This is a genomic window from Mycobacterium sp. ITM-2016-00318 (assembly GCF_002968285.2).
Classification (GTDB): domain Bacteria; phylum Actinomycetota; class Actinomycetes; order Mycobacteriales; family Mycobacteriaceae; genus Mycobacterium.
Genome location: NZ_CP134400.1, coordinates 4773696 through 4796239, shown reverse-complemented (window position 1 = coordinate 4796239; position 22544 = coordinate 4773696). Strand labels below are relative to the sequence as shown.

The following is a 22544-nucleotide window of genomic DNA, read 5'->3' as shown; positions in this document are numbered from 1 at the left end:
AGTTCGGCTATTGCGGTAGCCGGGGGCCGATCTTGTGAGCCAGGTCGACGGCCGCATTGTCGGCGTCGGCCCCCATCAGGGCCAGCACCGCGACCTGCACGGTGTTCGAGCGGCTGGCAGCGGGAAACTCGACCATGCCGCTGGCGAGGAACCGCATACCGTCCGGACCAGGGGTGCCGACCTCGGGGAAGCCCGGCTCCGGCGGCGGCAGCGTGCCGTTGACGGCCGTGCCGGGGTTGCCGATCTCCACCGTCACCGACTCGTAGGTGTCGCGGTTCTCCCAGGTGCAGGCGGGTGTCTGGGGACCACCGCCGATTGACTTGCCCTCGATGGGCTTGCCCAGCAGTTTGGTGATGTCGGCGGCGCTGACGAGCGTGCACGCATCGATGGGCGTGCCCGCGGCAGGCGGCCCGCTTGACTGTGTGGCCTGGTCGGAGGCGGCGGGCTCGTCGTCGCCGCATCCGGCGAGCGCAAGGGCCGCCGCCAGCACGACGAAGGCGAATGTGGTTCTGCTGGCGGTCATGCCGGATCACGGTAATGCAGAGGGGAGTGGTTGACGCGTCGTCTAGATTCCCTTATCAACCGATGGAGGCAGGCATGACCCTTACCAGACCAGACGTTGATCTGACCGATGGTGACTTCTACGCAGGCGACTACCGTCCCGTTTACAAATGGATGCGCGAGAACGAGCCGGTGTTCCGCGATCGCAACGGGCTTGCCGCGGCCGCCAGCTATGCGGCCGTGATCGAGGCCGAGCGCAACCCCGAGCTGTTCTCCAACGCCGGTGGTATCCGACCCGACCAGCCGGGCGTCGAAATGATGATCGAGATGGACGACCCGCAGCATCTGCTGCGGCGCAAGCTGGTGAACGCCGGCTTCACCCGCAAGCGGGTCAAAGACCTCGAGGGATCCATCAGTTCGCTCTGCGACACCCTGATCGACGCGGTGTGCGAGCGCGGTGAATGCGACTTCGTCTGGGATATCGCGGCGCCGCTGCCGATGGCCGTCATCGGCGACATGCTCGGTGTGCGGCCCGACGAGCGCGAGATGTTCCTGCGATGGTCCGACGACCTGGTCGGCGCCCTGAGCAGCACAGCCGATCCCGAGAAGATGCAGGTCACGATGGACGCATTCGCGGCGTACAGCGAGTACATGACCCAGATGATCACCGCGCGGAAGACCGAGCCGACCGATGATCTCGTCAGCGTCCTGGTGCACGCGGAGGTGGAGGGCTCCAAGCTCGAGGATCACCAGATCGTCACCGAGGTGCTTCTGCTGCTGATCGGCGGCGACGAGACCACCCGCCACACATTGTCGGGAGGCACACGGCAGCTGCTGCGCCATCCCGATCAGCACGAGCGGCTGAAGAATGATCTGGGCCTACTGCCCAACGCCATCGAAGAGATGCTGCGCTGGACCGCGCCGGTGAAGAACATGGCCCGCACCGTCACCGCCGATACCGAATTCCACGGCACGGCGTTGAAGGAGGGCGAGAAGATGATCCTGCTCTTCGAGTCCGCGAACTTCGACGAGAAGGTTTTCGACGACCCCGAGCAGTTCGACATCACGCGCTATCCGAACAATCACCTGGCGTTCGGTTTCGGCACGCACTTCTGCCTCGGCAACCAGTTGGCTCGCCTCGAGCTGTCGCTGATGCAGGAGCGACTGCTGAAGCGGCTGCCCGACCTCCGGTTGGCCTCCGACGCCCAATTGCCGCTTCGCCCAGCTAATTTCGTCAGCGGTCTGGAGGAGATGCCGGTGAAGTTCACCGCAACCGAACCCCTGAACGTATAGCGCGCCGAGCGTGAGCTCACTGCGAAAAATCAGCCCGAGAGTCGCTGAGGTTGCACGCTCGCGAAGAGACGCCGCTATTTCATCTTGAAGTTGGGGGCGCGCTTCTCCTTGAACGCCAGCGGGCCCTCCTTGGCGTCGTCGGACAGGAACACCGAGATACCGGTCTTGGTGTCCAGCTTGAAGGCGTCGTTCTCGTGCATGCCCTCGGTCTCGTGGATCGTCTTCAGGATCGCCTGCACCGCGAGTGGGCCGTTGTTGTTGATCACCTCGGCGATCTCGAGCGCCTTCTCCAGTGCCGAACCGTCGGGCACCACGTAGCCGACCAGGCCCATGTCCTTGGCTTCGGACGCGGTGATGTGGCGTCCGGTCAGCAGCAGGTCGCAGGCGACGGTGTAGGGAATCTGCCGAACCAAGCGGACGGCCGAGCCGCCCATCGGATAGAGGCTCCACTTGGCCTCGGAGATGCCGAACTTGGCACTCTGGCCCGCGATGCGGATGTCGGTGCCCTGCAGGATCTCGGTGCCGCCTGCGATCGCGGGACCCTCCACGGCCGCGATGAGCGGCTTGGTGAGCCGACGGCCCTTCAACAGCGCGTCGATCCGTGACGGGTCGTAGCTGCCGTCTTTGAACGAGTCGCCCGGCGGCTTGGCCGTCGCCGCCTTGAGGTCCATCCCGGCGCAGAAGTAGCCGCCGGCCCCGGTCAAGATGCAGCTCCTGATCTCGGGATCGTTGTCGACGCGGTCCCAGGCCTCGACCATGATCGAGAGCATCTCGGTGGAGAGCGCGTTGCGCGCCTCTGGACGGTTCAGCGTCAGGATCAGGGTGTGTCCGCGCTGCTCAATGAGGGCGTCGGGACCTTTTGCACCATTATCACCGTCGCTCACGGAACCGCCCGCCTTCCTGCATCGATGCCACAGACTTGTCACGAAATGTAACACGTTCTAGTTTGGTCTCGTGGCCCTGAACATCGCAGACCTCGCCGAGCACGCCATCGACGCCGTGCCAGACCGTGTCGCCCTGATCAGCAGCGACGAGCAGCTGACCTACGCGCAGTTGGAGGAGAAGGCGAACCGCCTCGCCCACTACCTCCTCGACCAGGGCGTCAAGAAGGACGACAAGGTCGGCCTCTACTGCCGAAATCGCATCGAGATCGTCATCGCGATGCTCGGTATCGTCAAGGCCGGCGCGATCCTGGTGAACGTCAACTTCCGCTACGTCGAGGGCGAACTGAAATACCTCTTCGACAACTCCGACATGGTCGCGCTGGTGCACGAGCGCCGCTACGCCGATCGGGTGGCCAACGTTCTGCCCGAGACCCCGAACGTCAAGACCATCCTGGTGGTCGAAGACGGTTCTGACGACGACTACCAGCGCTACGGCGGCGTCGACTTCTACTCGGCACTCGAACAGGGTTCGCCCGTGCGCGATTTCGGCCCCCGCAGCGCCGACGACATCTACCTTCTCTACACCGGCGGCACCACCGGTTTCCCCAAGGGTGTGATGTGGCGCCACGAGGACATCTACCGGGTTCTGTTCGGCGGCACCGACTTCGCGACCGGTGAACCCGTCGCCGACGAATACGACCTGGCCAAGGCCGCCGCCGAGAATGCCCCGATGGTCCGCCTGCCGATCCCGCCGATGATCCACGGAGCCACCCAGTCGGCGACGTGGATGGCGCTGTTCTCGGGCCAGACCGTCGTCCTGACACCGGAATTCGACGCCGACGAAGTGTGGCGGATGATTCACGAGCACAAGGTGAACCTGCTCTTCTTCACCGGTGACGCGATGGCCAGGCCGCTACTCGACGCGCTGCTTGCCCACCAGGACGCGGGCAACGAGTACGACCTCTCGAGCCTGTTCCTGCTCGCCAGCACCGCGGCGCTGTTCTCGACCAGCATCAAGGAGAAGTTCCTCGAACTCCTGCCCAACCGGATCATCACCGACTCGATCGGCTCGTCGGAGACCGGTTTCGGCGGCACCAGCGTGGTCGCCAAAGGCGAGTCGCATACCGGTGGACCTCGCGTCACCATCGACAAGAACACGGTCGTGCTCGACGAAGAGGGCAACGAGGTCAAACCCGGATCCGGCGTGCGTGGCGTCATCGCCAAGCGGGGGCACATCCCGGTCGGCTACTTCAAGGACGAGAAGAAGACCGCCGAGACGTTCAAGACCTTCAACGGAATCCGGTACGCCATCCCCGGCGACTACGCCGAAGTCGAAGCCGACGGCACCGTGACGATGCTCGGCCGCGGGTCGCAGTCCATCAACAGCGGGGGCGAGAAGATCTACCCCGAGGAGGTCGAGGCCGCACTCAAGGGTCACCCCGACGTGTTCGACGCGCTGGTGGTCGGCGTGCCAGACGAGCGCTACGGCAACTGCGTCGCGGCGGTCGTGCACCGCCGCCCTGGAACCAACCCGACGCTGGCCGAGCTCGATACGTTCGTGCGCCGGGAGATCGCGGGTTACAAAGTGCCGCGCAAGGTTTGGTGGGTCGACGAAATCCACCGCACTCCGGCGGGCAAGCCCGACTACCGCTGGGCCAAGGACACCACCGAAGAGCGTCCTGCCGATGACGTGCATGCCAAACACGCTGGGGCGCCGTCCTGATGCACACCGAGCTCTGCGACCGCTTCGGCATCACCTATCCGATCTTCGTCTTCACACCGTCGGAGAAAGTGGCCGCCGCAGTCACCAAGGCGGGCGGCCTCGGCGTGCTCGGCTGCGTGCGGTTCAACGACCCCGACGACCTCGAGGGTGTTCTGAAATGGATGGACGAGAACACCGACGGCAAGCCTTACGGGGTCGACGTCGTCATGCCCGCCAAGATCCCGACCGAGGGCACGAGCGCGGACATCGACAAGCTGATCCCGCAGGCGCACCGCGAGTTCGTCGACAAGACGCTCGCCGATCTCGGTGTGCCGCCGCTACCCGAGGACGAAGAACGGTCCGCGGGTGTCCTCGGCTGGCTGCATTCGGTGGCCCGCTCACACGTCGAGGTGGCACTCAAGCATCCGATCAAGCTGATCGCCAACGCGCTCGGTTCGCCGCCGAAGGACGTCATCGACCAGGTGCATGACGCGGGTGTCCCGGTCGCCGCGCTTGCGGGCAGCCCGAAACACGCTCAGCGCCACGTCGAAAACGGCGTCGACATCGTCGTCGCCCAGGGACACGAGGCCGGCGGGCACACCGGCGAGATCGGTTCGATGGTGCTGTGGCCGGAAATCGTTGACGCGCTTGACGGCCGGGCCCCTGTGCTGGCCGCCGGCGGCATCGGCACCGGCAGGCAGGTCGCGGCGGCGCTCGCGCTCGGCGCACAGGGAGTGTGGATGGGCTCGGCGTTCCTGACGGCCGCCGAATACGATCTGGGCCACCGCCAGGACAGCGGGCGGTCCACGATTCAGGAGGCGTTGCTCGCGGCGACGTCGGCGGACACCGTGCGTCGGCGTATCTACACCGGCAAGCCGGCGCGCCTGCTGAAGAGCCGGTGGACGGACGCCTGGGACGCCGCGGATGCGCCGGAGCCGCTGCCGATGCCGCTGCAGAACATCTTGGTCAGCGAGGCGCATCAGCGGATGAACGAGTCGACCGACCCGTCGGCGGTGGCGATGCCGGTCGGCCAGATCGTCGGTCGCATGAATGAGATTCGCCCGGTCGCCGACATCATCGCCGAACTGGTTTCTGGCTTCGAAGAGGCGACGAACCGCCTCGACGGCATTCGCGGAAGCTAGCCGACAAAGCCACGCCGTCCCCGTATGATCCGCTCATCCGGGAGGAGCAGGGCGATGGCGACATTTGCTTTGGTACACGGAGCGTGGCACGGCGCGTGGTGCTGGGAACGGCTCACGCCCGAGTTGGAAGCCCACGGACATCGAGTGGTGACGATGGACCTGCCGTGCGAGGACGGCTCGCTGTCGTTCGACGATTACGCGGAAACAGTTTGTGCCGCAGTTGAAGGCGTCGACGGCGAAGAGCTGGTTCTGGTCGGACATTCTTTGGCGGGATTGACTATTCCGCTGGTGGCTTCACGTAGGCCGGTGCGTCAGATGGTCTACCTTTGTGCACTTCTGCCGATTCCCGGGACATCTCTCGCCCAGCAGATGAGCGAGGACTCGGAAATGCTCGATCCCGACTACCCGAAAGGCCTCAGCGCAAAGGATTCCGAAGGCCGGCGAACATGGATCGACAAGCAATTGGCCTGTCATCACATGTACGGCGATTGTGATGACGGAACAGCCTCCGCGGCTGTCGCCCGCATACGCCCCCAGGCCACGAAACCTTACCGACTGCCGTGCTCGTTGGCTGAACTGCCCGTCGTCGCTTCGACGTATGTGGTGTGCACCGAAGACCGGATTGTCAACCCGCAGTGGTCGAGGCGGATTGCGCATGAGCGGCTCGGAGCCGATGTCGTCGAAATGCCGGGAAGTCATTCGCCGTTCTTGTCGCGGCCGAAGGCGCTCGCGGAGGTACTCGACGGGGTCGCCTGAAACGCCGAGACTTGAATTCTTGTCCGATTCGTTCACGACGCGACGGCGGAGGCCGACTTAACGTGGCGGGATGGACGTTCGTGTGACATCAACCGTGGTCGAGATCGCCACCAAGGACATGCAGCGAGCGCTCGGCTTCTATCGCCTCCTTGGCTTCGATATCCCGGACCCGGACGGCCCGCACGTCGAAGTCGACCTTCCCGGCGGCAACAAGCTGGCGTTCGACGACGAAGAGATCATCGTTGGTATGCATCCGGGCTGGAACCCGCCGACCCAGCAGGGCCGGGTGGCGCTGGCCTTCGCGGTCGGCGACCCATCAAAGGCGACGCGCTGTACGAAACAATAACGGGCGCAGGATTGGGACGCGTCGGTGATTTCCGCGTCGTACCCCACTTCTGGGAGCTCAAGCGCTCGCGGACCGAGGACCCGCAGTTCGATTAGGCGCGATCAGTCGTCGTCGGCGCCGATTTCTGCGTGATGGTCGCAACTGCGCCGAATTCACAGCCCTGATGCAGAACTCGACGAGGTCATCCAGGCACATTGAAGCCGTTCGAGGCGCCGTGGGGCCAACGCTATGCGACCGTCACCGATCCCGACGGCACATCGATCGATCTGTTCTGCCCGCTGGTCTGACGTTGCAACGTGTGCGGCTCGACCAGCCGGTGTCGCGGGTCACCCCGGCCACCGGTCGCGCTCGCATTTGATACCGGGGTCGGTCAGCGGGACATGGCCTCCCGCATCTCCGCCGCGGAACGCGCAACTGCCTGGGCAGCGCACTGCGCCGAAACCTCAGACCCACAAACGGTTCCCGTCCACGGTGGTTGACCGACGCCGTGGTGTCCGGACCCGCGATCACGATGTGGCCGGACATCGCGAATGAGGTCCATACAGCCACCGAACCGACGTTACCGCCGAATCGGGTGCACCGCGTCCGCGCAGTCGGTGCCCTCCGCCGCGAGATGGCGTTTGATGACCTTGAACGACTCGGTGCGGGGCAGCTCGGCGGCGATTCGCACGAACGACGGCCACTGTTTGGGACCCAGGTCGGGCTGCTCGGCGAGAAACTCGCGAAACGCGTCGGCGTCGAAGGTCGCGCCTTCGGTCAACAACAGTGCCGCCATGATTTGATCGCCGACGTCTGGGGCCGGTATCCCGTACACGGCGACCTCGATGACATCGGGGTGCCGCAGCAGCACGCGCTCGATCGGGGCGGCACCGAGGTTCTCGCCGTCGACGCGCATCCAGTCGCCGAGCCGGCCCGCGAAGTACGCGAAGCCGTTCTCGTCGCGGTAGCCGAGGTCGCCGCTGTGGTAGACGCCGCCCCGCATGCGTTCCGCGTCGGCGCCCGGGTCGTTGTAATAGCCCTCGAAGCGTCCAGGTCCCGCGATGTTCACGATCTCTCCTGTGACGCCGGGCGGGCACGGCTCGCCGGTCTCCACGTCGACGATCTCGATACCTTCAGGAAGGGGTCCGAGCGCCCCCGGCGGGGTGTCGGGCGTCCGCCCGATCGCGACACCGCCCTCAGTGGAACCGAATCCGTCGACGACGACGGTGGCGAATCTGCGAGCGAAACGCTCGACGTCGGCAGGCGCACCCTCGTTGCCGTAGACCGCCTTCAGAGGATTGTCGGCATCGTCGGGCAGTTCGGGTGTCGCCAACACGTATGACAGCGGCTTGCCTACGTAGTTGGCGTAGGTCGCACCGTAACGCCGGACGTCGGGAAGAAACTGCGACGCGGAGAACTTGCGGCGCAACACCATCGAGCCGCGACAGGCCAGCGAAACCGCCCAGCCGACCAGCACCGCGTTCGAATGGAACAACGGCATCGACACGTAGCAGGTGTCGTCGACTCCGAGCCCGAAGCGCTCGGTCATCATCACGCCCGCGATCGCGACCTTGCCCTGGCTGCAGATCACCGCCTTCGGGTCACCGCTTGTGCCCGACGTGTAGATCAGCATGAACACATCGGCCGGGTCGGCTGAGCGCACGGTTGCCGGCGCACCGTCATGCGCGGCGACCTCCTCGACCCACTGCGCGGAGTCCACGTCGACATGGTCGATGTCACCGACAACCGCGGCCGATGCCGAATCAGCCAGCACCAGTTGGCAATCGGCATGGCGGATGTCGCGCTGCAGGGCCGCGCCGCGCCGGATCGGGTTGAGACCGACCGGCACTATCCCCGTCAGGCCCGCCGCGACGAGCAGCGACGAGAAGAACGGCGTGTTCTGCAGCAGCACGCCGACATGGGCAGGTTTGTCGGGATCCATCCGCGCGTGAAGAGCGGCGGCCACCGCGGCGCCCTGCCGGATGTGCTCACGCCACGAGGTGAACGTCTCCTCGAAGTGCACGCCGCGGTCGTCGACGTCGATCAGCGGCGTGATCAGCGAGGCTACGGTGGGAAGCTCGCTTCCCGCTAGGGGATTCAAGCCGGTGTGTCAGCCAGTTCCCGGCCGATCGCCAGCAGCTGCCCGGTGGCACCGCCGACCGCGAACTCCGCCTGCTTGGCCGCCAGGAAGTATCGGTGCACCGGATGGTCGGTGTCGATGCCGACGCCGCCGTGCACGTGCACCGTGGTGTGCGCGACGCGATGTCCCGCCTCCGCGGCCCAGAAGGCGGCCGTGTTGACGTCGACGTCGGCGGCTAGGTCTTCGGACAGCTTCCACGCCGCCTGCGTGACGGTAAGGCGCAGCCCCTTGATGTCGATGTAGCCGTCGGCCAGCCGGGAGGAGACCGCCTGGAAGCTGCCGATCGGCCGGTCGAACTGCTCGCGCTCTCGCGCGTACTCGGCGGTGAGCTCCAGCGCCCGCTCGAGCACTCCGAGCTGAAATGCGCTACGGCCCAGCATGGCGTGCGTCGTCAGCCACGAGACGACATCGTCGCCGCCGACGATGCGGTCGGCGCCGATTTCGACGCCGTGGCACTCCAGATGTCCGATGCTGCCGAGGCCGGTGGTGTCAAGCGACGTCACCGAGACGCCCGCGTCGTCCTTCGCCACCACGAAAACCTTGGTACCCGAGTCGGTTTCGGCGGGAACCAGGAAGGCATCGGCGATGGGCCCGTAGGACACCTGCGTGCGGGCGCCGGTCAGCCGGTAGGCGTCGCCGTTCGCGGTCGCCCGCACCGGCCCGTCGCCGGGGTCTCCGTCGAGTGCGACCGTGACGATCGTGTCGCCGTTGACGGCGGGGGCCGCCCACGCCTTCTGCAGTTCGTCGGAGCCGAACTCGGCGAGGGCACCCGCTGCCAGGACCGCGGACTCGAGGTACGGCACCGCGGCCATCTGCCTACCGAGCGCGACCAGCACGGCGACCTGCTCCAAAACGCCGAAGCCGCCGCCGCCCAATGACTCCGGGGCAGTGGTGGATAGGATGTCGGCGTCTTTCAGCTTCGCCCACAGCTCGCTGTCGAAGCGCTCGTCGAGGCCGTCGAGTTCACGCTGCCGTTCCGGCGTGCACACCGACTCGGTGATGGTTCGCACCAGACCGCCGAGGTCATCGGCGGCTTCAGTGGTCGTGAAGTTCATGTCGAATCCTTCTACCGGTTCACTCTTGGCAGGCCGAGCGCGACCATGCCGATGATGTCGCGCTGAATCTCGTTGGTGCCGCCGCCGAACGTGAGGATCAGACATGAGCGGTGCATCCGTTCGATACGGCCGCGCAGCAGAGCGCCGGGGGAGTTGGTGCGCACCGTCGCGGCGGTGCCGAGCACCTCCATCAGCAGCCGGTAGGCCTCGGTGGCCAGCTCGGTGCCGAACACCTTTGCCGCCGAGGCATCTGCGGGCGAGGGGGCGGCGTCCTCGGTGGAGGCGAGCTCCCAGTTGATCAGTTTGAGCACCTCGGCCTTGGCGTGCACCCGAGCGAGGTTGAGCTGCACCCATTCCGAGTCGATCAGGCGCCTGCCGTGCGCGTCCTTGGTGTTCTGTGCCCATTCGCGGACCCCGTCGAGCGCCGAGAAGATCGGCTGTGCCGAGACCAGCGCGACACGCTCATGGTTGAGCTGGTTGGTGACGAGTTTCCAGCCGCCGTTCTCCTCACCGACCAGCGCCGTCTTCGGAACCCGGACGTCCTGGTAATAGGTGGCGCTTGTATCGACTCCGGACATGGTGTGGACCGGCGTCCACGAGAACCCTTCTGCGTTGGTCGGCACGATCAGCATCGAGATGCCGCGGTGTTTCTTGGCTTCGGGGTTGGTGCGCACGGCCAGCCACACGTAGTCCGCGTAGGCGATCAGGCTGGTCCACATCTTCTGGCCGTTGATGACGTAGTCGTCGCCGTCGTGCACCGCAGTGGTGCGCAGCGCGGCGAGGTCGGTGCCCGCACCGGGCTCGGAGTAGCCGATCGAGAAGTGCAGTTCGCCCGCGGCGATTTTGGGCAGGAAGAAGTTTTTCTGCTCCTCGGTGCCGAAGTGCATGATCGTCGGCGCGACGCTGTTGATCGTCAGGAACGGCACAGGAACGTTGGCGCGGGATGCCTCGTCGTTGAAGATGAGGCCGTCCATCGGCGGACGCCCCTGGCCACCGAACTCCTTCGGCCACGACAGGGTCAACCAGCCGTCTTTGCCCATCTGTGCGACGGTGTCGCGGTACACGGTTCCGCGCCCCATCTCGCCGTCGTTGGACGCGAGCGCTTCGGCCCGCTCAGGCGTCATGAGCTTGGTGAAGTAGGCGCGCAGTTCGCGGCGCAGCTCCTCTTGCTCGGGGGTGTAGCCGATCCGCATCGCTTGTCCTTGCCGTCTGTCCAACCAAGAAGCAGACCCAATCTGCCATCCCGGTTGTAACACGTTCTAGTCTTGGGGTAAAGCGACGGTTCCCGCCGGTAGCGTGGGCGACCCGGTCGTATTGTGGGTCCTGCCCTGGGATCAGCCCGCCGGAGCTAGACGCAAGGAGGTTGTCGTGCGAGTTGAAGTCGATCGCGATCGGTGTGAAGGTAACGCCGTCTGCGTGGGAATCGCACCAGACCTGTTCGATCTCGACGATGAGGATTACGCGGTGGTGAAGCAGGATCCGGTGGAGCCCGACCAGGAGGACCTGGCCGACCAGTCCATCGCCGAATGCCCTCGCGCCGCGTTGCTTCGCAAGGACTAGAGGTATTCATAAGTGAGTGCACAACAAGACGACCTGACCGATCTGTCCGGCCGGGTGGCAGTGGTGACCGGCGCGGCCGCCGGACTGGGCAGGGCGGAGGCGATCGGCCTCGCCCGCTCGGGCGCCACGATCGTGGTCAACGACATGGCCGCGGCCCTTGACCGCTCGGACGTCTTCGATGAGATCGCGGCTGCCGGTTCGAAGGCCGTTGCGGTCGAGGGTGACATCAGTGCTCGTAGCACTGCCGACGACCTCGTCGCCACCGCCGAAGGCCTTGGTGGGCTTCACATCGTCGTCAACAACGCGGGCATCACCCGCGACAAGATGCTGTTCAACATGTCCGACGAGGATTGGGACGCCGTCATCGCCGTGCACCTGCGCGGGCATTTTCTGCTGACCCGCAACGCGGCGACGTACTGGCGCGCCAAGGCCAAGGAGGGCGACGGTTCGATCTACGGCCGCATCATCAACACCTCGTCGGAAGCCGGGTTGACCGGCCCCGTCGGGCAGGCCAACTACGGCGCAGCCAAGGCGGGCATCATCCAGTTGACGCTGACCGCGGCACGGGCGCTCGAGCGCTACGGGGTGCGGGCGAACGCCATCGCCCCGCGAGCCCGCACCGCGATGACGGCCGGGGTGTTCGGCGATGCGCCCGAACTCGGCGACGGGCAGATCGACAGCCTGTCACCGGACCACGTCGTCTCTCTCGTCCGATTTCTGGCGTCGCCCGCGTCGGACAATGTCAGTGGACAGGTCTTCATCGTCTACGGACCTACGGTTACGCTGCTGGCGGCACCGACGGTCGAGCAGCAGTTCACCGCGAACGGCGATGCGTGGGTGCCGACGGAGTTGAGCGCATCGCTGCGCGAATACTTTGCTGACCGAGAACTCGAGCGGGGATTTTCGGCCACCCACCTCATGGGAAATTCCTAAGAGTGCGGCGAAAGCCGGTCAACTTGGATAGCTAGAACACGTTCCAGGATGACCTAGGTCACACCCTTGCTGACCTGGACATAAGCATCAATAGTGTCTCAATTCGAGGCCTTTGACACTGCGAACTTGTTCTAGTTAGTATCATCCGGCTCACCGAGATTTGTGTGCGCCGCAGGGGTGGAGAAGTCGCCAGGGCAAGCGTTTTCAGAAGCTTCGCCATGGTGGTCAACTCGCGAGACCCCGCCACCGAGAACGGAGCCGAGGTTGATCGAACAGCTTGCGGTCCCGGCGCGGGCCGTGGGCGGGTTCGTCGAGATGTCCATCGACACGTTCGTCAAGATCTTCCGCCGACCCTTTCAGTTTCGCGAGTTCCTGGAACAGACATGGATGATCGCGCGCGTCTCGCTGGTCCCGACGCTGCTCGTCGCCATTCCCTTCACCGTTCTGGTGGCGTTCACCCTCAATATCCTGCTGCGTGAGATCGGTGCGGCCGACCTCTCAGGTGCGGGCACCGCGTTCGGAACCATCACCCAGCTGGGCCCCGTGGTGACGGTGCTGGTGGTCGCGGGCGCGGGTGCGACCGCGATATGCGCAGACCTCGGCGCCCGCACCATCCGCGAGGAGATCGACGCGATGAGGGTGCTGGGCATCGATCCGATCCAGCGGCTCGTCGTGCCCCGCGTGCTCGCGTCCACCGTCGTTGCGCTCCTGCTGAACGGGCTCGTCTGCGCGATCGGCCTCGCAGGCGGCTATGTCTTCTCCGTCTTCCTTCAGGGCGTGAATCCAGGCGCGTTCATCAACGGCCTGACCGTGCTGACCGGTCTCGGCGAGCTGGTGCTCGCTGAGGTCAAGGCTCTGCTGTTCGGCGTCGTGGCCGGCCTGGTCGGCTGCTATCGGGGCCTCACCGTGCAGGGTGGCCCCAAGGGTGTCGGCACCGCCGTGAACGAGACCGTCGTCTACGCCTTCATCTGCCTGTTCGTCATCAACGTGATCATGACGGCGGTCGGGGTGCGGGTGCTGGTCCGGTGAGCTACCGAAGGCGACTCCGAGTGAGGATCGCAGCGGAGCGAGGACCGGTGGGCCCACGCCCGCAGGGCAGGGGAGGAGGGGGAGGCGAGGCATGAGCTACGACCTTTCCGTTCGACTCCGGCGCGCCTTCCGCGGTGTGCCAAGGGCCGTCGACACCGTCGGCGAGCAGGCGCTGTTCTACGGCGAGACGATTCGCCACATCCCTTACGCGCTGACCCGCTACCGCAAGGAGACCATCCGCAACATCGCCGAGATGACGATGGGCACCGGCGCGCTGGTGATGATCGGCGGCACCGTCGGCGTTGCGGCGTTTCTGACCCTCGCCTCCGGCGGCGTGATCGCCGTGCAGGGCTACTCGTCGCTGGGCAACATCGGCATCGAGGCGTTGACGGGATTCTTGTCCGCCTTCCTCAACGTGCGCATCGTTGCGCCGGTGATCGCCGGCATCGCGCTCGCCGCGACCATCGGCGCTGGTACCACGGCACAGTTGGGCGCCATGCGGGTCGCCGAGGAGATCGATGCGGTCGAATCGATGGCCGTCCACTCGGTGTCCTACCTGGTGTCGACCCGGCTGCTGGCGGGGATGGTCGCGATCATCCCGCTGTACTCGCTCTCGGTGCTCGCCGCGTTCTTCGCCGCCCGGTTCACAACGGTCTTCATCAACAACCAGTCGGCCGGCCTTTACGACCACTACTTCAATACGTTCCTGGTACCCACCGACCTCTTGTGGTCGTTCCTGCAGGCCATTGTCATGGCGGTCGCGGTGATGCTGGTGCATACGTACTACGGGTACAACGCGTCCGGCGGCCCCGTCGGCGTCGGCATCGCGGTGGGTCAGGCGGTCCGCACGTCGCTGATCGTCGTCGTCACCATCACCCTGTTCATCTCACTCGCCGTCTACGGCGCGTCCGGCAACTTCAACCTTTCCGGATAGGCCGGGGGACATGGCAGACGAACGCACCAAGCGTAGTCACGTGCGGATCGCCGCGGCGATTCTCACCGCGTTGCTGGTCGCCGCCGTCGTTTTGACCTACCTCGCCTACACCGCCGCGTTCACCTCCACCGACAAGGTCACCGTCACCTCACCGAGAGCCGGTCTGGTGATGGACCGCGACGCCAAGGTGAAATACCGAGGCATACAGATCGGGCAGGTCGACACGATCGAGTACGCGGGCGATCAGGCCAAGCTGACGCTGGCGATCGAGAGCAAGGAGATGCGGTTCATCCCGTCCAACGCCGTCGTCCGCATCGCCAGCACAACGGTTTTCGGTGCCAAGTCCGTCGAGTTCGTTCCCCCGGACCAGCCGTCCGGCTCCTCGCTTCGACCGGGTGCGCAGGTGCAGGCCGCCTCGGTGCAGCTCGAGGTCAACACGCTGTTTCAGACGTTGACCGACGTGCTGCACAAGGTCGACCCGGTGCACCTGAACGCGACGCTGAGCGCGCTCGCAGAAGGCCTTCGCGGTCACGGTGACGATCTCGGCGCCCTGATGGCGGGATTGAATTACTATCTGCAGCAATTGAATCCGAAGCTACCGACGCTTCAGCAGGACTTTCAGAAGGCCGGCGTGGTGGCCAACATCTACGGCGACGCGGGCCCGGATTTCGGCACGATCTTCGACAATGTGCCCGCGATCAGCGACACCATCGTCGATGAGCAGGACAACCTGAATCGGACGCTGCTGGCGGCAACGGGTCTGGCCAACAACGGAACCGAAACGCTTGCTCCTGCGGAGGAAGACTACATCGCCGCGGTGAAGCGACTGCGTGCGCCGCTGAAGGTGGCCGGTGATTACTCCCCGGAGTTCGGCTGCATACTCGAGGGCACGGGCAAGGCGGTGGACTTCTTCGCCCCGATCATCGGCGGCACCCGGCCTGGCCTTTTCGTCTCCTCCAACTTCCTGCCAGGGTCCCCGGCATACACTTACCCGGAAAGCCTGCCGATCGTTAACGCGTCCGGCGGCCCGAATTGCCGTGGCCTGCCCGACGTTCCGACCAAGCAGCTCGGTGGCTCCTGGTATAAGTCGCAGTTCCTGGTGACCGACAACGCCTATATCCCCTACCAGCCGAACACCGAACTGCAATTCGACGCACCGTCGACAGCGCAGTTCCTGTTCAACGGGGCCTTCGCAGAGAGGGACGAGTACTGATGAAGCCTGGTCGGACCCTCCTGAACGTCGGCATCTTCACGGTCGCCATGTTGCTCGTTGCCGCCATGCTGGTGGTGGTGTTCGGCGAGTTCCGGTTCGCATCGGAAACCAAGTACCACGCCACGTTCCTCGACGCCTCGCGGTTGAAGGCCGGCCAGGATGTGCGCATCGCGGGCGTGCCGGTTGGGTCTGTCGGTGCGGTCACGCTGAATCCCGACAACACGGTCGATGTCTCGTTCGAGGTCGACAAGCGCTACCAGCTTTACACTTCCACGCGCGCGGCCGTCCGGTACGAGAACCTCGTCGGTGACCGCTATCTCGAGATCACCGCGGGCCCGGGTGAATTGCGCAAGATCCCGCCGGGAAGCACCCTCCCGCGGGAGAACACCCAGCCGGCACTCGACCTCGATGCGCTGCTGGGCGGGCTGCGGCCGGTCCTGAAGGGCCTTGACGGCGCCAAGATCAACGAGGTCAGCAGCGCGGTGATGGAGCTGCTGCAGGGCCAGGGCGGCGCGTTGTCCAGCCTGCTCGCGACCACCAGTGCCTTCACCCAGAACCTTGCGGCCCGTGACCAGCTGATCGGCGAGGTGGTCAACAACCTGAACACGGTGCTCGGAACGGTCGACGAAAAGGGCGCACAGTTCGACGCCAGCGTGGATCAACTGCAGAAGCTGCTCACCGGGCTTGCGGAGGGCCGCGATCCGATCGCCGGTGCCATTCCGCCGTTGGCGTCGGCGGAGGCAGATCTGACCGACATGCTGGCGCAGTCGCGCCGGCCGCTGCAGGGCGTGATCGAGAACGTCCGGCCGATGGCGCAACGAATGGACGTGCGCAAGGCCGATATCAACAAGGTCATCGAACCGCTCGCCGAAAACTACCTACGGCTGAACGCACTCGGTGCGTACGGCTCCTTCTTCAACATCTTCTACTGCTCGACGCGGCTGAAGATCAACGGGCCCGCAGGCAGCGACATCCTCGTTCCATTCGGCGGGCCCCCGGATCCGTCCAAGGGCAGGTGCAGCGAGGATGGCTAGGCCGGACGAGGGAAACCCGTTACGCACAGGCATATTCGGCATCGTTCTCGTCGCGTGCCTGGTGCTGGTGTCATTCGGCTACACCAGCCTGCCGTTCTGGCCGCAGGGTAAGGCGTACGAGGCCTACTTCACCGACGCCGGCGGCATCTCCCCCGGCAACGACGTCAACGTGTCGGGCATCAACGTCGGCAAGGTCACCGGGGTGGCGCTCGCCGGTGACACCGCGAAGGTGACGTTCACCGTCAACCGGGACGTCAAGGTCGGCGACCAGTCGCTGGTCGCCATCAAGACCGACACCGTGCTCGGCGAGAAGTCGCTGGCCGTCACGCCACGCGGTGGCGGACAGTCAACCGTCATCCCGTTGGGCCGCACCACAACCCCCTACACCCTCAACACCGCGCTACAGGATCTCGGCCAGAACACCAGCGAGCTCGACAAGCCGCGGTTCGAGCAGGCGTTGACCACGCTCACCGATTCGCTTCGGGACGCGACACCACAACTGCGCGGTGCGCTCGACGGTGTCACTGCGTTGTCGCAGAGCATCAACAAACGAGACGAGGCGCTCGAACAGCTTCTCGCACATGCCAAGAAGGTGTCGGACACGCTGGCTGCACGGGCTGGTCAGGTGAACCAGCTGGTGCTCGACGGCAATCTGCTGTTCGCCGCGCTCGACGAGCGCAGGCAGGCGTTGAGCAACCTCATCGCAGGTATCGACGATGTCAGCGAGCAGCTCTCGGGTTTCGTCGCCGACAACCGTAAGGAGTTCAAGCCCGCCCTGGAGAAGCTGAACCTCGTGCTCGACAACCTCCTCGAGCGGCGTGAGCACATCGGTGAGGCGCTCAAGCGCCTGCCGCCCTATGCCACGGCGCTCGGCGAGGTGGTCGGCTCTGGCCCCGGCTTCCAGATCAACCTGTACGGTCTACCGCCGGCCCCGATCGCCGAAGTGCTGTTCGACACGTACTTCCAGCCCGGCAAGCTGCCTGACAGCCTCTCCGACCTGCTCAAGGGCTACATCTCCGAGCGACTGATCATCAGGCCGAAATCACCATGACCAACGCGAACCCGTCTCCCGACCGCGGCCGCTGGCTGCGGATTGCGCTTGCCGCCGCGCTCGTCTCGATGCTCGCCGTCGGTGCGTTTCTGGTGTGGCCGTCACGGACCGGCGAGAGGGTCACGGCGTACTTCACCTCGACGGTCGGCCTGTATCCCGGCGACGACGTTCGCATCGTCGGCGTCCCGGTCGGGAAGATCGACTCGATCGAACCTCGTGCAGGCGATGTGAAGGTCACCATGACCATCGATGACGGGGTCAAGGTGGCCAACGACGCCAAGGCGCTGATCATCTCGCCGAACCTGGTGTCGTCACGGTTCGTTCAGCTGGCTCCCGCATACACAGGTGGCCCCGCGCTGGCCGACGACGCCAGCATCGGGCTGGACCGCACCGCCGTGCCGGTCGAATGGGACGAGGTCAAGGAACAACTGACGGCGCTGAGCCGCGAACTCGGGCCGCAGCAGGGCTCGATGCAGGGCCCACTGAGCAATTTCGTCAACCAGGCCGCCGACACCTTCGACGGCAACGGCGATTCGTTCCGGCAGGCGCTTCGCGAGCTTTCCCAGACCGCAGGCCGACTGGGCGACTCGCGGACCGACCTGTTCGGCACTGTCCGCAATCTGCAGGTGCTCGTCAACGCACTGTCGAACAGCAACGAACAGATCGTGCAGTTCACCAACCACGTCGCATCCGTATCGCAGGTGCTCGCCGACAGCTCAGCCGATCTCGACAACACGCTGGGCACCCTGAATCAGGCCCTCGGTGACGTCCGCGGGTTCCTCGACGACAGCAACGACGCGTTGATCAAGCAGGTCAACAAGCTGACGGACTTCACTTCCATCTTGACCGAGCACAGCGACGACATCGAGCAGATCCTGCACATCACGCCCAACGGTCTCGCGAACTTCTACAACATCTACAACCCCGCACAGGGCACCGTCGGCGGCCTGCTGACCCTGCCCAACTTCGCCAACCCGGTGCAGTTCATCTGCGGCGGCGTATTCGACGCAGGCACCTCGACCGACAACTATAAGCGAGCCGAGATCTGCAGGCAGCGCATGGGTCCCGTGCTGCGGCGCATCACCATGAACTTCCCGCCGTTGCTGTTCCACCCGATCAACAGCATCACCGCCTACAAGGGTCAGATCATCTACGACACCCCCGAGACGGAGGCCAAGGCGCAGACGCCGGTGCCGTATCTGCAATGGCAGCCTGCGCCCGGGGTGAACCCGCCGAAGCCGTCGGCCGCGACCGATCTCAGTTCCCTCATGGTGCCGCCCGCACAGTCGACCTCGCACGCAGGCGGTCCCGAGGCGGCGCCTGCGCCGGGACCGGTGGATCCGAGCGCCCCGGTGGATCCGTCTGCGCGGCCGCCTGCCGAACCGCCGCCGACCGGGGGAGGAGGTGGCTGATGCGCAATCCCCTGCGTGACAAGGTTTCTCGCACAATCATTCGCACGGTCGCCATCTCGGCGGGCGCAACGTTGCTTGCGGGCTGCTCGTTCGGCGGGCTGAACTCACTCGACATGCCGGGGACCTCGGGGCATGGGTCCGGCGCCTACAAGCTCGTCGTGCAACTGCCCGACGTCGCCACTCTGCCGCAGAACTCGCCGGTGATGGTCGACGACGTCACGGTCGGCAGCGTGTCAGGCATCGATGCGGTGCAACGCTCGGACGGCACGTTCTACGCAGCAGTCGAGCTGTCGTTGGACAAGAACGTCAAACTGCCGGAGAACGCGACCGCACGGGTGGCGCAGACCTCACTGCTCGGCTCTCAGCACGTGGAGCTGGCCGCGCCGGGCGACGAGAAGGGCGTCGGCCGGCTCAAGAACGGCTCACAGATTCCGCTCGACCGCACCGGCCGGTACCCGACCACCGAGGAAGTGCTGTCATCCCTCGGTGTCGTGGTGAACAAGGGCAATCTCGGTGCGCTGCAGGACATCACCGACGAGGCGTACAACGCCGTCGCGAGCCGCCAGGGCAGCTTCACCGATCTGGTGCCCCGGCTTGCCGAACTGACCACATCGCTGGATCAGCAGACAGGTGACATCATCGCGGCGGCCGAAGGGCTGAACCGCTTCGCCGGGATCCTGGCGCGCAGCAAGGACAGCCTGGGCCGTACCCTCGACACGCTGCCCGCAGCGCTTGACGTGCTGAACAAGAACCGCGGCACCATCGTCGACGCCTTCGGCGCACTGCAGCGGTTCGCGGGTATCGCGTCGAACATCCTGGCGCAGACTAAGGACGACTTCGCCGCTGACTTCAAGGACCTGTTCCCCGTCATCAAGTCGCTGAACGACAACGTCGACTATCTGATCAAGGACCTCGAGTTCCTGCCGACGTTCCCGTTCCACTACAAGTACCTGAAGCGGGCCGTGCGAGGCGACTACCTGAACGTCTACACCACGTTCGACCTGACATTGCGCCGCCTGGGGGAGTCCGTCTTCACCACCTCGTGGGGGCTGGACACGAACATGGCGCACATGAGCGAGGTCATCAACCCGCCGGACTTCCTCACCGGTGCCCTCGCCAACCTGTCGGGGCAGGCGGCTGACCCGTTCGAGATCCCGCCGGGTAGCGCGACACAACACGGCGAGGGACCCTGATGCTGGACCGGTTGACTCGCATTCAGTTGATGATCTTTGCGATCGTCACGGTGCTCACCGTCGGCGCCATCACGATCTTCTACCTGCACCTGCCCGCCGCGGTCGGTATCGGCGCCTACAAGGTGGACGCGAATTTCGCTGCCGGCGGCGGAATCTACGAGAACGCCAACGTGACATACCGCGGCGTGACGGTGGGCCGGGTGGAGTCGGTCGGGCTGACGAACGACGGCGTCGTCGCGCACATGCGGCTCAACAGCGGCACGCCGGTACCCGAGAATGTCACCGCGACCGTGAAGAGCGTCTCGGCCGTCGGCGAGCAGTACATCGATCTGGTGCCGCCGGAGGATGCCTCGTCGGAGAAGTTGCGCAACGGCGCGGACATTCCCCAGGACCGCACGGCGATCGGCCAGGACATCTCCGGTCTGCTCGAGGAGTCGGAGCGGCTCGTCGCCAGCATCGGTGACACCCGGCTGCAGGACCTGCTGCGCGAAACCTTCAAGGCCTTCAACGGCTCCGGGCCCGAACTGGCCCGGTTGATCGAGTCGTCCCGGCTTCTCGTCGACGAGGCCAACAACAACTACGGGCAGACCACAGCGCTGATCGACCAAGCGGGCCCGTTCCTCGACGCACAGATCCGGGGCGGCGACGACATCAAGTCACTGGCCGAGGGGCTGGCCCGGCTCACCGGCGAAGTGGCGAACGCCGACCCGCAGCTGCGCTCGACCCTGCAGACCGTGCCGGGCGCGGCCGAGGCGGCGAACGAGACGTTCTCCGGCATTCGGCCGTCATTCCCGGTGCTCGCAGCCAACCTCGCCAACTTCGGCCGGATCGGCGTGATCTACAGCAAGTCACTTGAGCAGGCGCTGGTGATCTTCCCCGCCCTCATCGCCGCCCTGGGCACCGTCGCCGGTGGCGTGCCCTCCGACGAGGGCGGCAAGCTCGACTTCAAGATCCACCTGCAGGATCCGCCGCCCTGCAACGTCGGCTTCATCCCGGCCACCCAGATCCGCTCACCTGCCGACACGACGCTGCGTGACATTCCGCCGGAACTGTACTGCAAGACCGCGCAGAACGATCCCTCCGTGGTGCGCGGTGCGCGCAACTACCCCTGCCAGGAGTTCCCGGGTAAGCGCGCGCCGACCATCCAGCTCTGCCGCGACCCCAAGGGCTACGTGCCGATCGGCAGCAACCCTTGGCGCGGCCCGCCGATTCCGTACGGCAGCGAGCCGATCACCGATCCGCGGATGATTCTGCCGCAGAATAAGTTTCCCTTCATTCCGTCGCAGGTCGACCCGGATCCAGGGCCGCCGGTGGTGGCGTTGCCGCCGGGTGTCCAGCCGGGGCCTGGGCCTGCTCCGCACGGGCCGTTCCCGCTGCCGGTGCCCCCGAACGAGCCGGGGCCGCTGCCGCCTCCGCTGCCGTTCTTCGCGCCGCCCGATCAGGTGGTGCCCCCGTACGGCAGAACCCCGCCACCCCCGCCTGCGATGCCACCGCCAGGCCAGCCGCCGGCCCCGGACGCCCCGCCGCTACCGGCGGAAGCACCGCCGATGGCCAGCGCGACCTATGACCAGAACGGCAAGTTCATCGACCCAGCCGGGGGAACTGGCGTGTTCGCGGGTGGAACTGACACACTGGCGCCCGCGGAAAACTGGGTTGATCTGATGTTGGCTCCAAGGCAGGCGTAGATGGCACAAGAGACGGCTTCGACGGAATCGGCGAAGCCGGCGGGAAGGCGTCGCGCGTCAAGGGCAGCGGGGCCTGCCAGCGGGGACGCGACCTCGACGAGTGTGGCCGTCGACGCGCCCAAGCCCGTGCGGGTCCGGCTGTCCAAGCCGGTGGGCCCCCCGGCCCGGCGGCAGCCGCACAGGTCGCTGGTCGCCCTGGTATCGCTTGCGACGACGCTCGTCGTTGTCATCGCGCTCGGGGTTGCGGTGGTCCTCACGGTGAAGCATCAGGACAGCGAGGAAGCCGAAGCGGCGCGCCTGCAGTCGTTCGTGGACACCGCGTCCCAGTACGTGGTGAACATGTTCAGCTACACCCAGGAGACGATCGATGCTGACGTCGACCGGTTCGTCAACAGCACCAGCGGACCGCTGCGCGACATGATGAGCCAGGGCAAGAACGCAGAGAATCTCAAACTGCTCTTCCGGGATACCAACGCCAGTGCCGAAGCCATGATCAACGGGGCGGCGCTGGAGAAGTTCGACGACCTCGCCAACAGGGCCGATGTCCTGGTGGCGACGCGGGTCACCGTCACCGACCTCGACGGCAACAACCAGCCGTCCAAGCCCTACCGGCTTCGGGTCACCGTGGCGCAAGACGACAACGGCCACATGTCGTTCTACGACCTCAAGTACCCCGACGGGGGCAATTGATGTCGGCCCCGC

General features: G+C 65.6%; 21 protein-coding genes and 2 pseudogenes. 18 read left to right on the top strand and 5 right to left on the bottom strand.

The annotated features are described in order from the left end of the window. Positions 1–7: 7 nt before the first annotated feature. Complete coding sequence (locus C6A82_RS23590) at positions 8–523, bottom strand: DUF3558 family protein (protein WP_105342819.1); 516 nt, start codon at positions 521–523, stop codon at positions 8–10. 74 nt (positions 524–597) lie between these two features. Between C6A82_RS23590 and C6A82_RS23585 the strand changes: the two genes are divergently transcribed. Then, entirely contained in the window at positions 598–1794 is a 1197-nt protein-coding gene (locus C6A82_RS23585) for a cytochrome P450 (protein ID WP_105342826.1), read from the top strand. Between the two features lie 74 nt (positions 1795–1868). Here the strand turns inward: C6A82_RS23585 and C6A82_RS23580 are convergent, their stop codons facing one another. Next, on the bottom strand, positions 1869–2678 hold the full coding sequence (locus C6A82_RS23580; protein WP_105342817.1) for a crotonase/enoyl-CoA hydratase family protein: 810 nt from the start codon (positions 2676–2678) through the stop codon (positions 1869–1871). 70 nt (positions 2679–2748) lie between these two features. Between C6A82_RS23580 and C6A82_RS23575 the strand changes: the two genes are divergently transcribed. From C6A82_RS23575 to C6A82_RS23555, 6 genes and pseudogenes are all read left to right on the top strand, one after another. Continuing rightward, the gene (locus C6A82_RS23575; protein WP_105342816.1) at positions 2749–4401 is read left to right on the top strand and encodes an acyl-CoA synthetase; all 1653 of its coding nucleotides are present in this window, start codon (positions 2749–2751) and stop codon (positions 4399–4401) included. Next, positions 4401–5522 carry a nitronate monooxygenase family protein gene (locus tag C6A82_RS23570; RefSeq protein ID WP_105342814.1) on the top strand — a complete coding sequence of 374 codons (1122 nt, stop codon included), beginning with the start codon at positions 4401–4403 and terminating at the stop codon, positions 5520–5522. The genes C6A82_RS23575 and C6A82_RS23570 overlap by 1 nt, the downstream gene beginning before the upstream one ends. Positions 5523–5576: 54 nt before the next feature. Next, the gene (locus tag C6A82_RS23565; protein ID WP_311101504.1) at positions 5577–6278 is read left to right on the top strand and encodes an alpha/beta hydrolase; all 702 of its coding nucleotides are present in this window, start codon (positions 5577–5579) and stop codon (positions 6276–6278) included. Between the two features lie 70 nt (positions 6279–6348). Further along, positions 6349–6624 carry a hypothetical protein gene (locus C6A82_RS23560; RefSeq protein ID WP_105344657.1) on the top strand — a complete coding sequence of 92 codons (276 nt, stop codon included), beginning with the start codon at positions 6349–6351 and terminating at the stop codon, positions 6622–6624. Between the two features lie 12 nt (positions 6625–6636). After that, positions 6637–6719 (top strand): annotated as a pseudogene (locus C6A82_RS27015) (disulfide bond formation protein DsbA); the annotation flags it as partial. Between the two features lie 84 nt (positions 6720–6803). After that, positions 6804–6911: pseudogene (locus tag C6A82_RS23555) on the top strand (glyoxalase); the annotation flags it as partial. A gap of 272 nt (positions 6912–7183) precedes the next feature. Here C6A82_RS23555 and fadD17 read toward each other — a convergent pair. The 3 genes from fadD17 to C6A82_RS23540 are packed head-to-tail and all read right to left on the bottom strand — an operon-like array spanning position 7184 to position 10991. Beyond that, complete coding sequence (fadD17, locus tag C6A82_RS23550) at positions 7184–8704, bottom strand: long-chain-fatty-acid--CoA ligase FadD17 (protein ID WP_105344655.1); 1521 nt, start codon at positions 8702–8704, stop codon at positions 7184–7186. Beyond that, complete coding sequence (locus C6A82_RS23545) at positions 8701–9798, bottom strand: acyl-CoA dehydrogenase family protein (protein ID WP_105344653.1); 1098 nt, start codon at positions 9796–9798, stop codon at positions 8701–8703. The genes fadD17 and C6A82_RS23545 overlap by 4 nt, the downstream gene beginning before the upstream one ends. Positions 9799–9809: 11 nt before the next feature. Continuing rightward, positions 9810–10991, bottom strand: coding sequence for an acyl-CoA dehydrogenase family protein (locus C6A82_RS23540; RefSeq protein ID WP_105344652.1), 1182 nt, complete (start codon positions 10989–10991; stop codon positions 9810–9812). Positions 10992–11166: 175 nt separating this feature from the next. Here C6A82_RS23540 and C6A82_RS23535 point away from each other — a divergent pair, with 175 nt between their 5' ends. From C6A82_RS23535 to C6A82_RS23485, 11 genes are all read left to right on the top strand, one after another. Then, positions 11167–11358 carry a ferredoxin gene (locus C6A82_RS23535; protein ID WP_105344663.1) on the top strand — a complete coding sequence of 64 codons (192 nt, stop codon included), beginning with the start codon at positions 11167–11169 and terminating at the stop codon, positions 11356–11358. A 12-nt stretch (positions 11359–11370) separates the two neighbouring features. Then, entirely contained in the window at positions 11371–12291 is a 921-nt protein-coding gene (locus C6A82_RS23530) for a 3-oxoacyl-ACP reductase (RefSeq protein WP_105344650.1), read from the top strand. Between the two features lie 264 nt (positions 12292–12555). Continuing rightward, positions 12556–13320: an ABC transporter permease gene (locus tag C6A82_RS23525; protein ID WP_105344648.1), complete on the top strand. Its 765-nt coding sequence runs from the start codon at positions 12556–12558 to the stop codon at positions 13318–13320. A 91-nt stretch (positions 13321–13411) separates the two neighbouring features. Beyond that, on the top strand, positions 13412–14254 hold the full coding sequence (locus C6A82_RS23520) for an ABC transporter permease (protein ID WP_105344646.1): 843 nt from the start codon (positions 13412–13414) through the stop codon (positions 14252–14254). Positions 14255–14264: 10 nt separating this feature from the next. Further along, positions 14265–15467: an MCE family protein gene (locus C6A82_RS23515; RefSeq protein ID WP_105344645.1), complete on the top strand. Its 1203-nt coding sequence runs from the start codon at positions 14265–14267 to the stop codon at positions 15465–15467. Then, a complete protein-coding gene (locus C6A82_RS23510) occupies positions 15467–16501 on the top strand; it encodes an MCE family protein (RefSeq protein ID WP_105344643.1) in 1035 nt (344 codons plus the stop codon). Before C6A82_RS23515 ends, C6A82_RS23510 begins: the two co-directional genes overlap by 1 nt. After that, positions 16494–17552 carry a virulence factor Mce family protein gene (locus tag C6A82_RS23505; RefSeq protein WP_105344642.1) on the top strand — a complete coding sequence of 353 codons (1059 nt, stop codon included), beginning with the start codon at positions 16494–16496 and terminating at the stop codon, positions 17550–17552. The genes C6A82_RS23510 and C6A82_RS23505 overlap by 8 nt, the downstream gene beginning before the upstream one ends. Next, the gene (locus tag C6A82_RS23500; protein WP_105344640.1) at positions 17549–18964 is read left to right on the top strand and encodes an MCE family protein; all 1416 of its coding nucleotides are present in this window, start codon (positions 17549–17551) and stop codon (positions 18962–18964) included. Before C6A82_RS23505 ends, C6A82_RS23500 begins: the two co-directional genes overlap by 4 nt. Further along, entirely contained in the window at positions 18964–20157 is a 1194-nt protein-coding gene (locus C6A82_RS23495) for an MCE family protein (RefSeq protein ID WP_199193729.1), read from the top strand. The genes C6A82_RS23500 and C6A82_RS23495 overlap by 1 nt, the downstream gene beginning before the upstream one ends. Continuing rightward, complete coding sequence (locus C6A82_RS23490; protein ID WP_311101503.1) at positions 20157–21842, top strand: virulence factor Mce family protein; 1686 nt, start codon at positions 20157–20159, stop codon at positions 21840–21842. The genes C6A82_RS23495 and C6A82_RS23490 overlap by 1 nt, the downstream gene beginning before the upstream one ends. After that, entirely contained in the window at positions 21843–22532 is a 690-nt protein-coding gene (locus C6A82_RS23485) for a mammalian cell entry protein (protein WP_105346509.1), read from the top strand. It begins immediately after the preceding gene. The last annotated feature ends 12 nt before the right edge of the window (positions 22533–22544 follow it).

Coding starts and splice junctions, on each gene's coding strand:
- C6A82_RS23540 (WP_105344652.1), bottom strand. CDS start 10,991: ATGCGGATCGGCTACACCCCCGAGCAAGAGGAGCTGCGCCGCGAACTG.
- C6A82_RS23520 (WP_105344646.1), top strand. CDS start 13,412: ATGAGCTACGACCTTTCCGTTCGACTCCGGCGCGCCTTCCGCGGTGTG.
- C6A82_RS23490 (WP_311101503.1), top strand. CDS start 20,157: ATGCTGGACCGGTTGACTCGCATTCAGTTGATGATCTTTGCGATCGTC.
- C6A82_RS23545 (WP_105344653.1), bottom strand. CDS start 9,798: ATGAACTTCACGACCACTGAAGCCGCCGATGACCTCGGCGGTCTGGTG.
- C6A82_RS23505 (WP_105344642.1), top strand. CDS start 16,494: ATGGCTAGGCCGGACGAGGGAAACCCGTTACGCACAGGCATATTCGGC.
- C6A82_RS23500 (WP_105344640.1), top strand. CDS start 17,549: ATGACCAACGCGAACCCGTCTCCCGACCGCGGCCGCTGGCTGCGGATT.
- C6A82_RS23570 (WP_105342814.1), top strand. CDS start 4,401: ATGCACACCGAGCTCTGCGACCGCTTCGGCATCACCTATCCGATCTTC.
- C6A82_RS23585 (WP_105342826.1), top strand. CDS start 598: ATGACCCTTACCAGACCAGACGTTGATCTGACCGATGGTGACTTCTAC.
- C6A82_RS23485 (WP_105346509.1), top strand. CDS start 21,843: ATGGCACAAGAGACGGCTTCGACGGAATCGGCGAAGCCGGCGGGAAGG.
- C6A82_RS23590 (WP_105342819.1), bottom strand. CDS start 523: ATGACCGCCAGCAGAACCACATTCGCCTTCGTCGTGCTGGCGGCGGCC.
- C6A82_RS23565 (WP_311101504.1), top strand. CDS start 5,577: ATGGCGACATTTGCTTTGGTACACGGAGCGTGGCACGGCGCGTGGTGC.
- C6A82_RS23560 (WP_105344657.1), top strand. CDS start 6,349: ATGGACGTTCGTGTGACATCAACCGTGGTCGAGATCGCCACCAAGGAC.
- C6A82_RS23510 (WP_105344643.1), top strand. CDS start 15,467: ATGAAGCCTGGTCGGACCCTCCTGAACGTCGGCATCTTCACGGTCGCC.
- C6A82_RS23515 (WP_105344645.1), top strand. CDS start 14,265: ATGGCAGACGAACGCACCAAGCGTAGTCACGTGCGGATCGCCGCGGCG.
- C6A82_RS23495 (WP_199193729.1), top strand. CDS start 18,964: ATGCGCAATCCCCTGCGTGACAAGGTTTCTCGCACAATCATTCGCACG.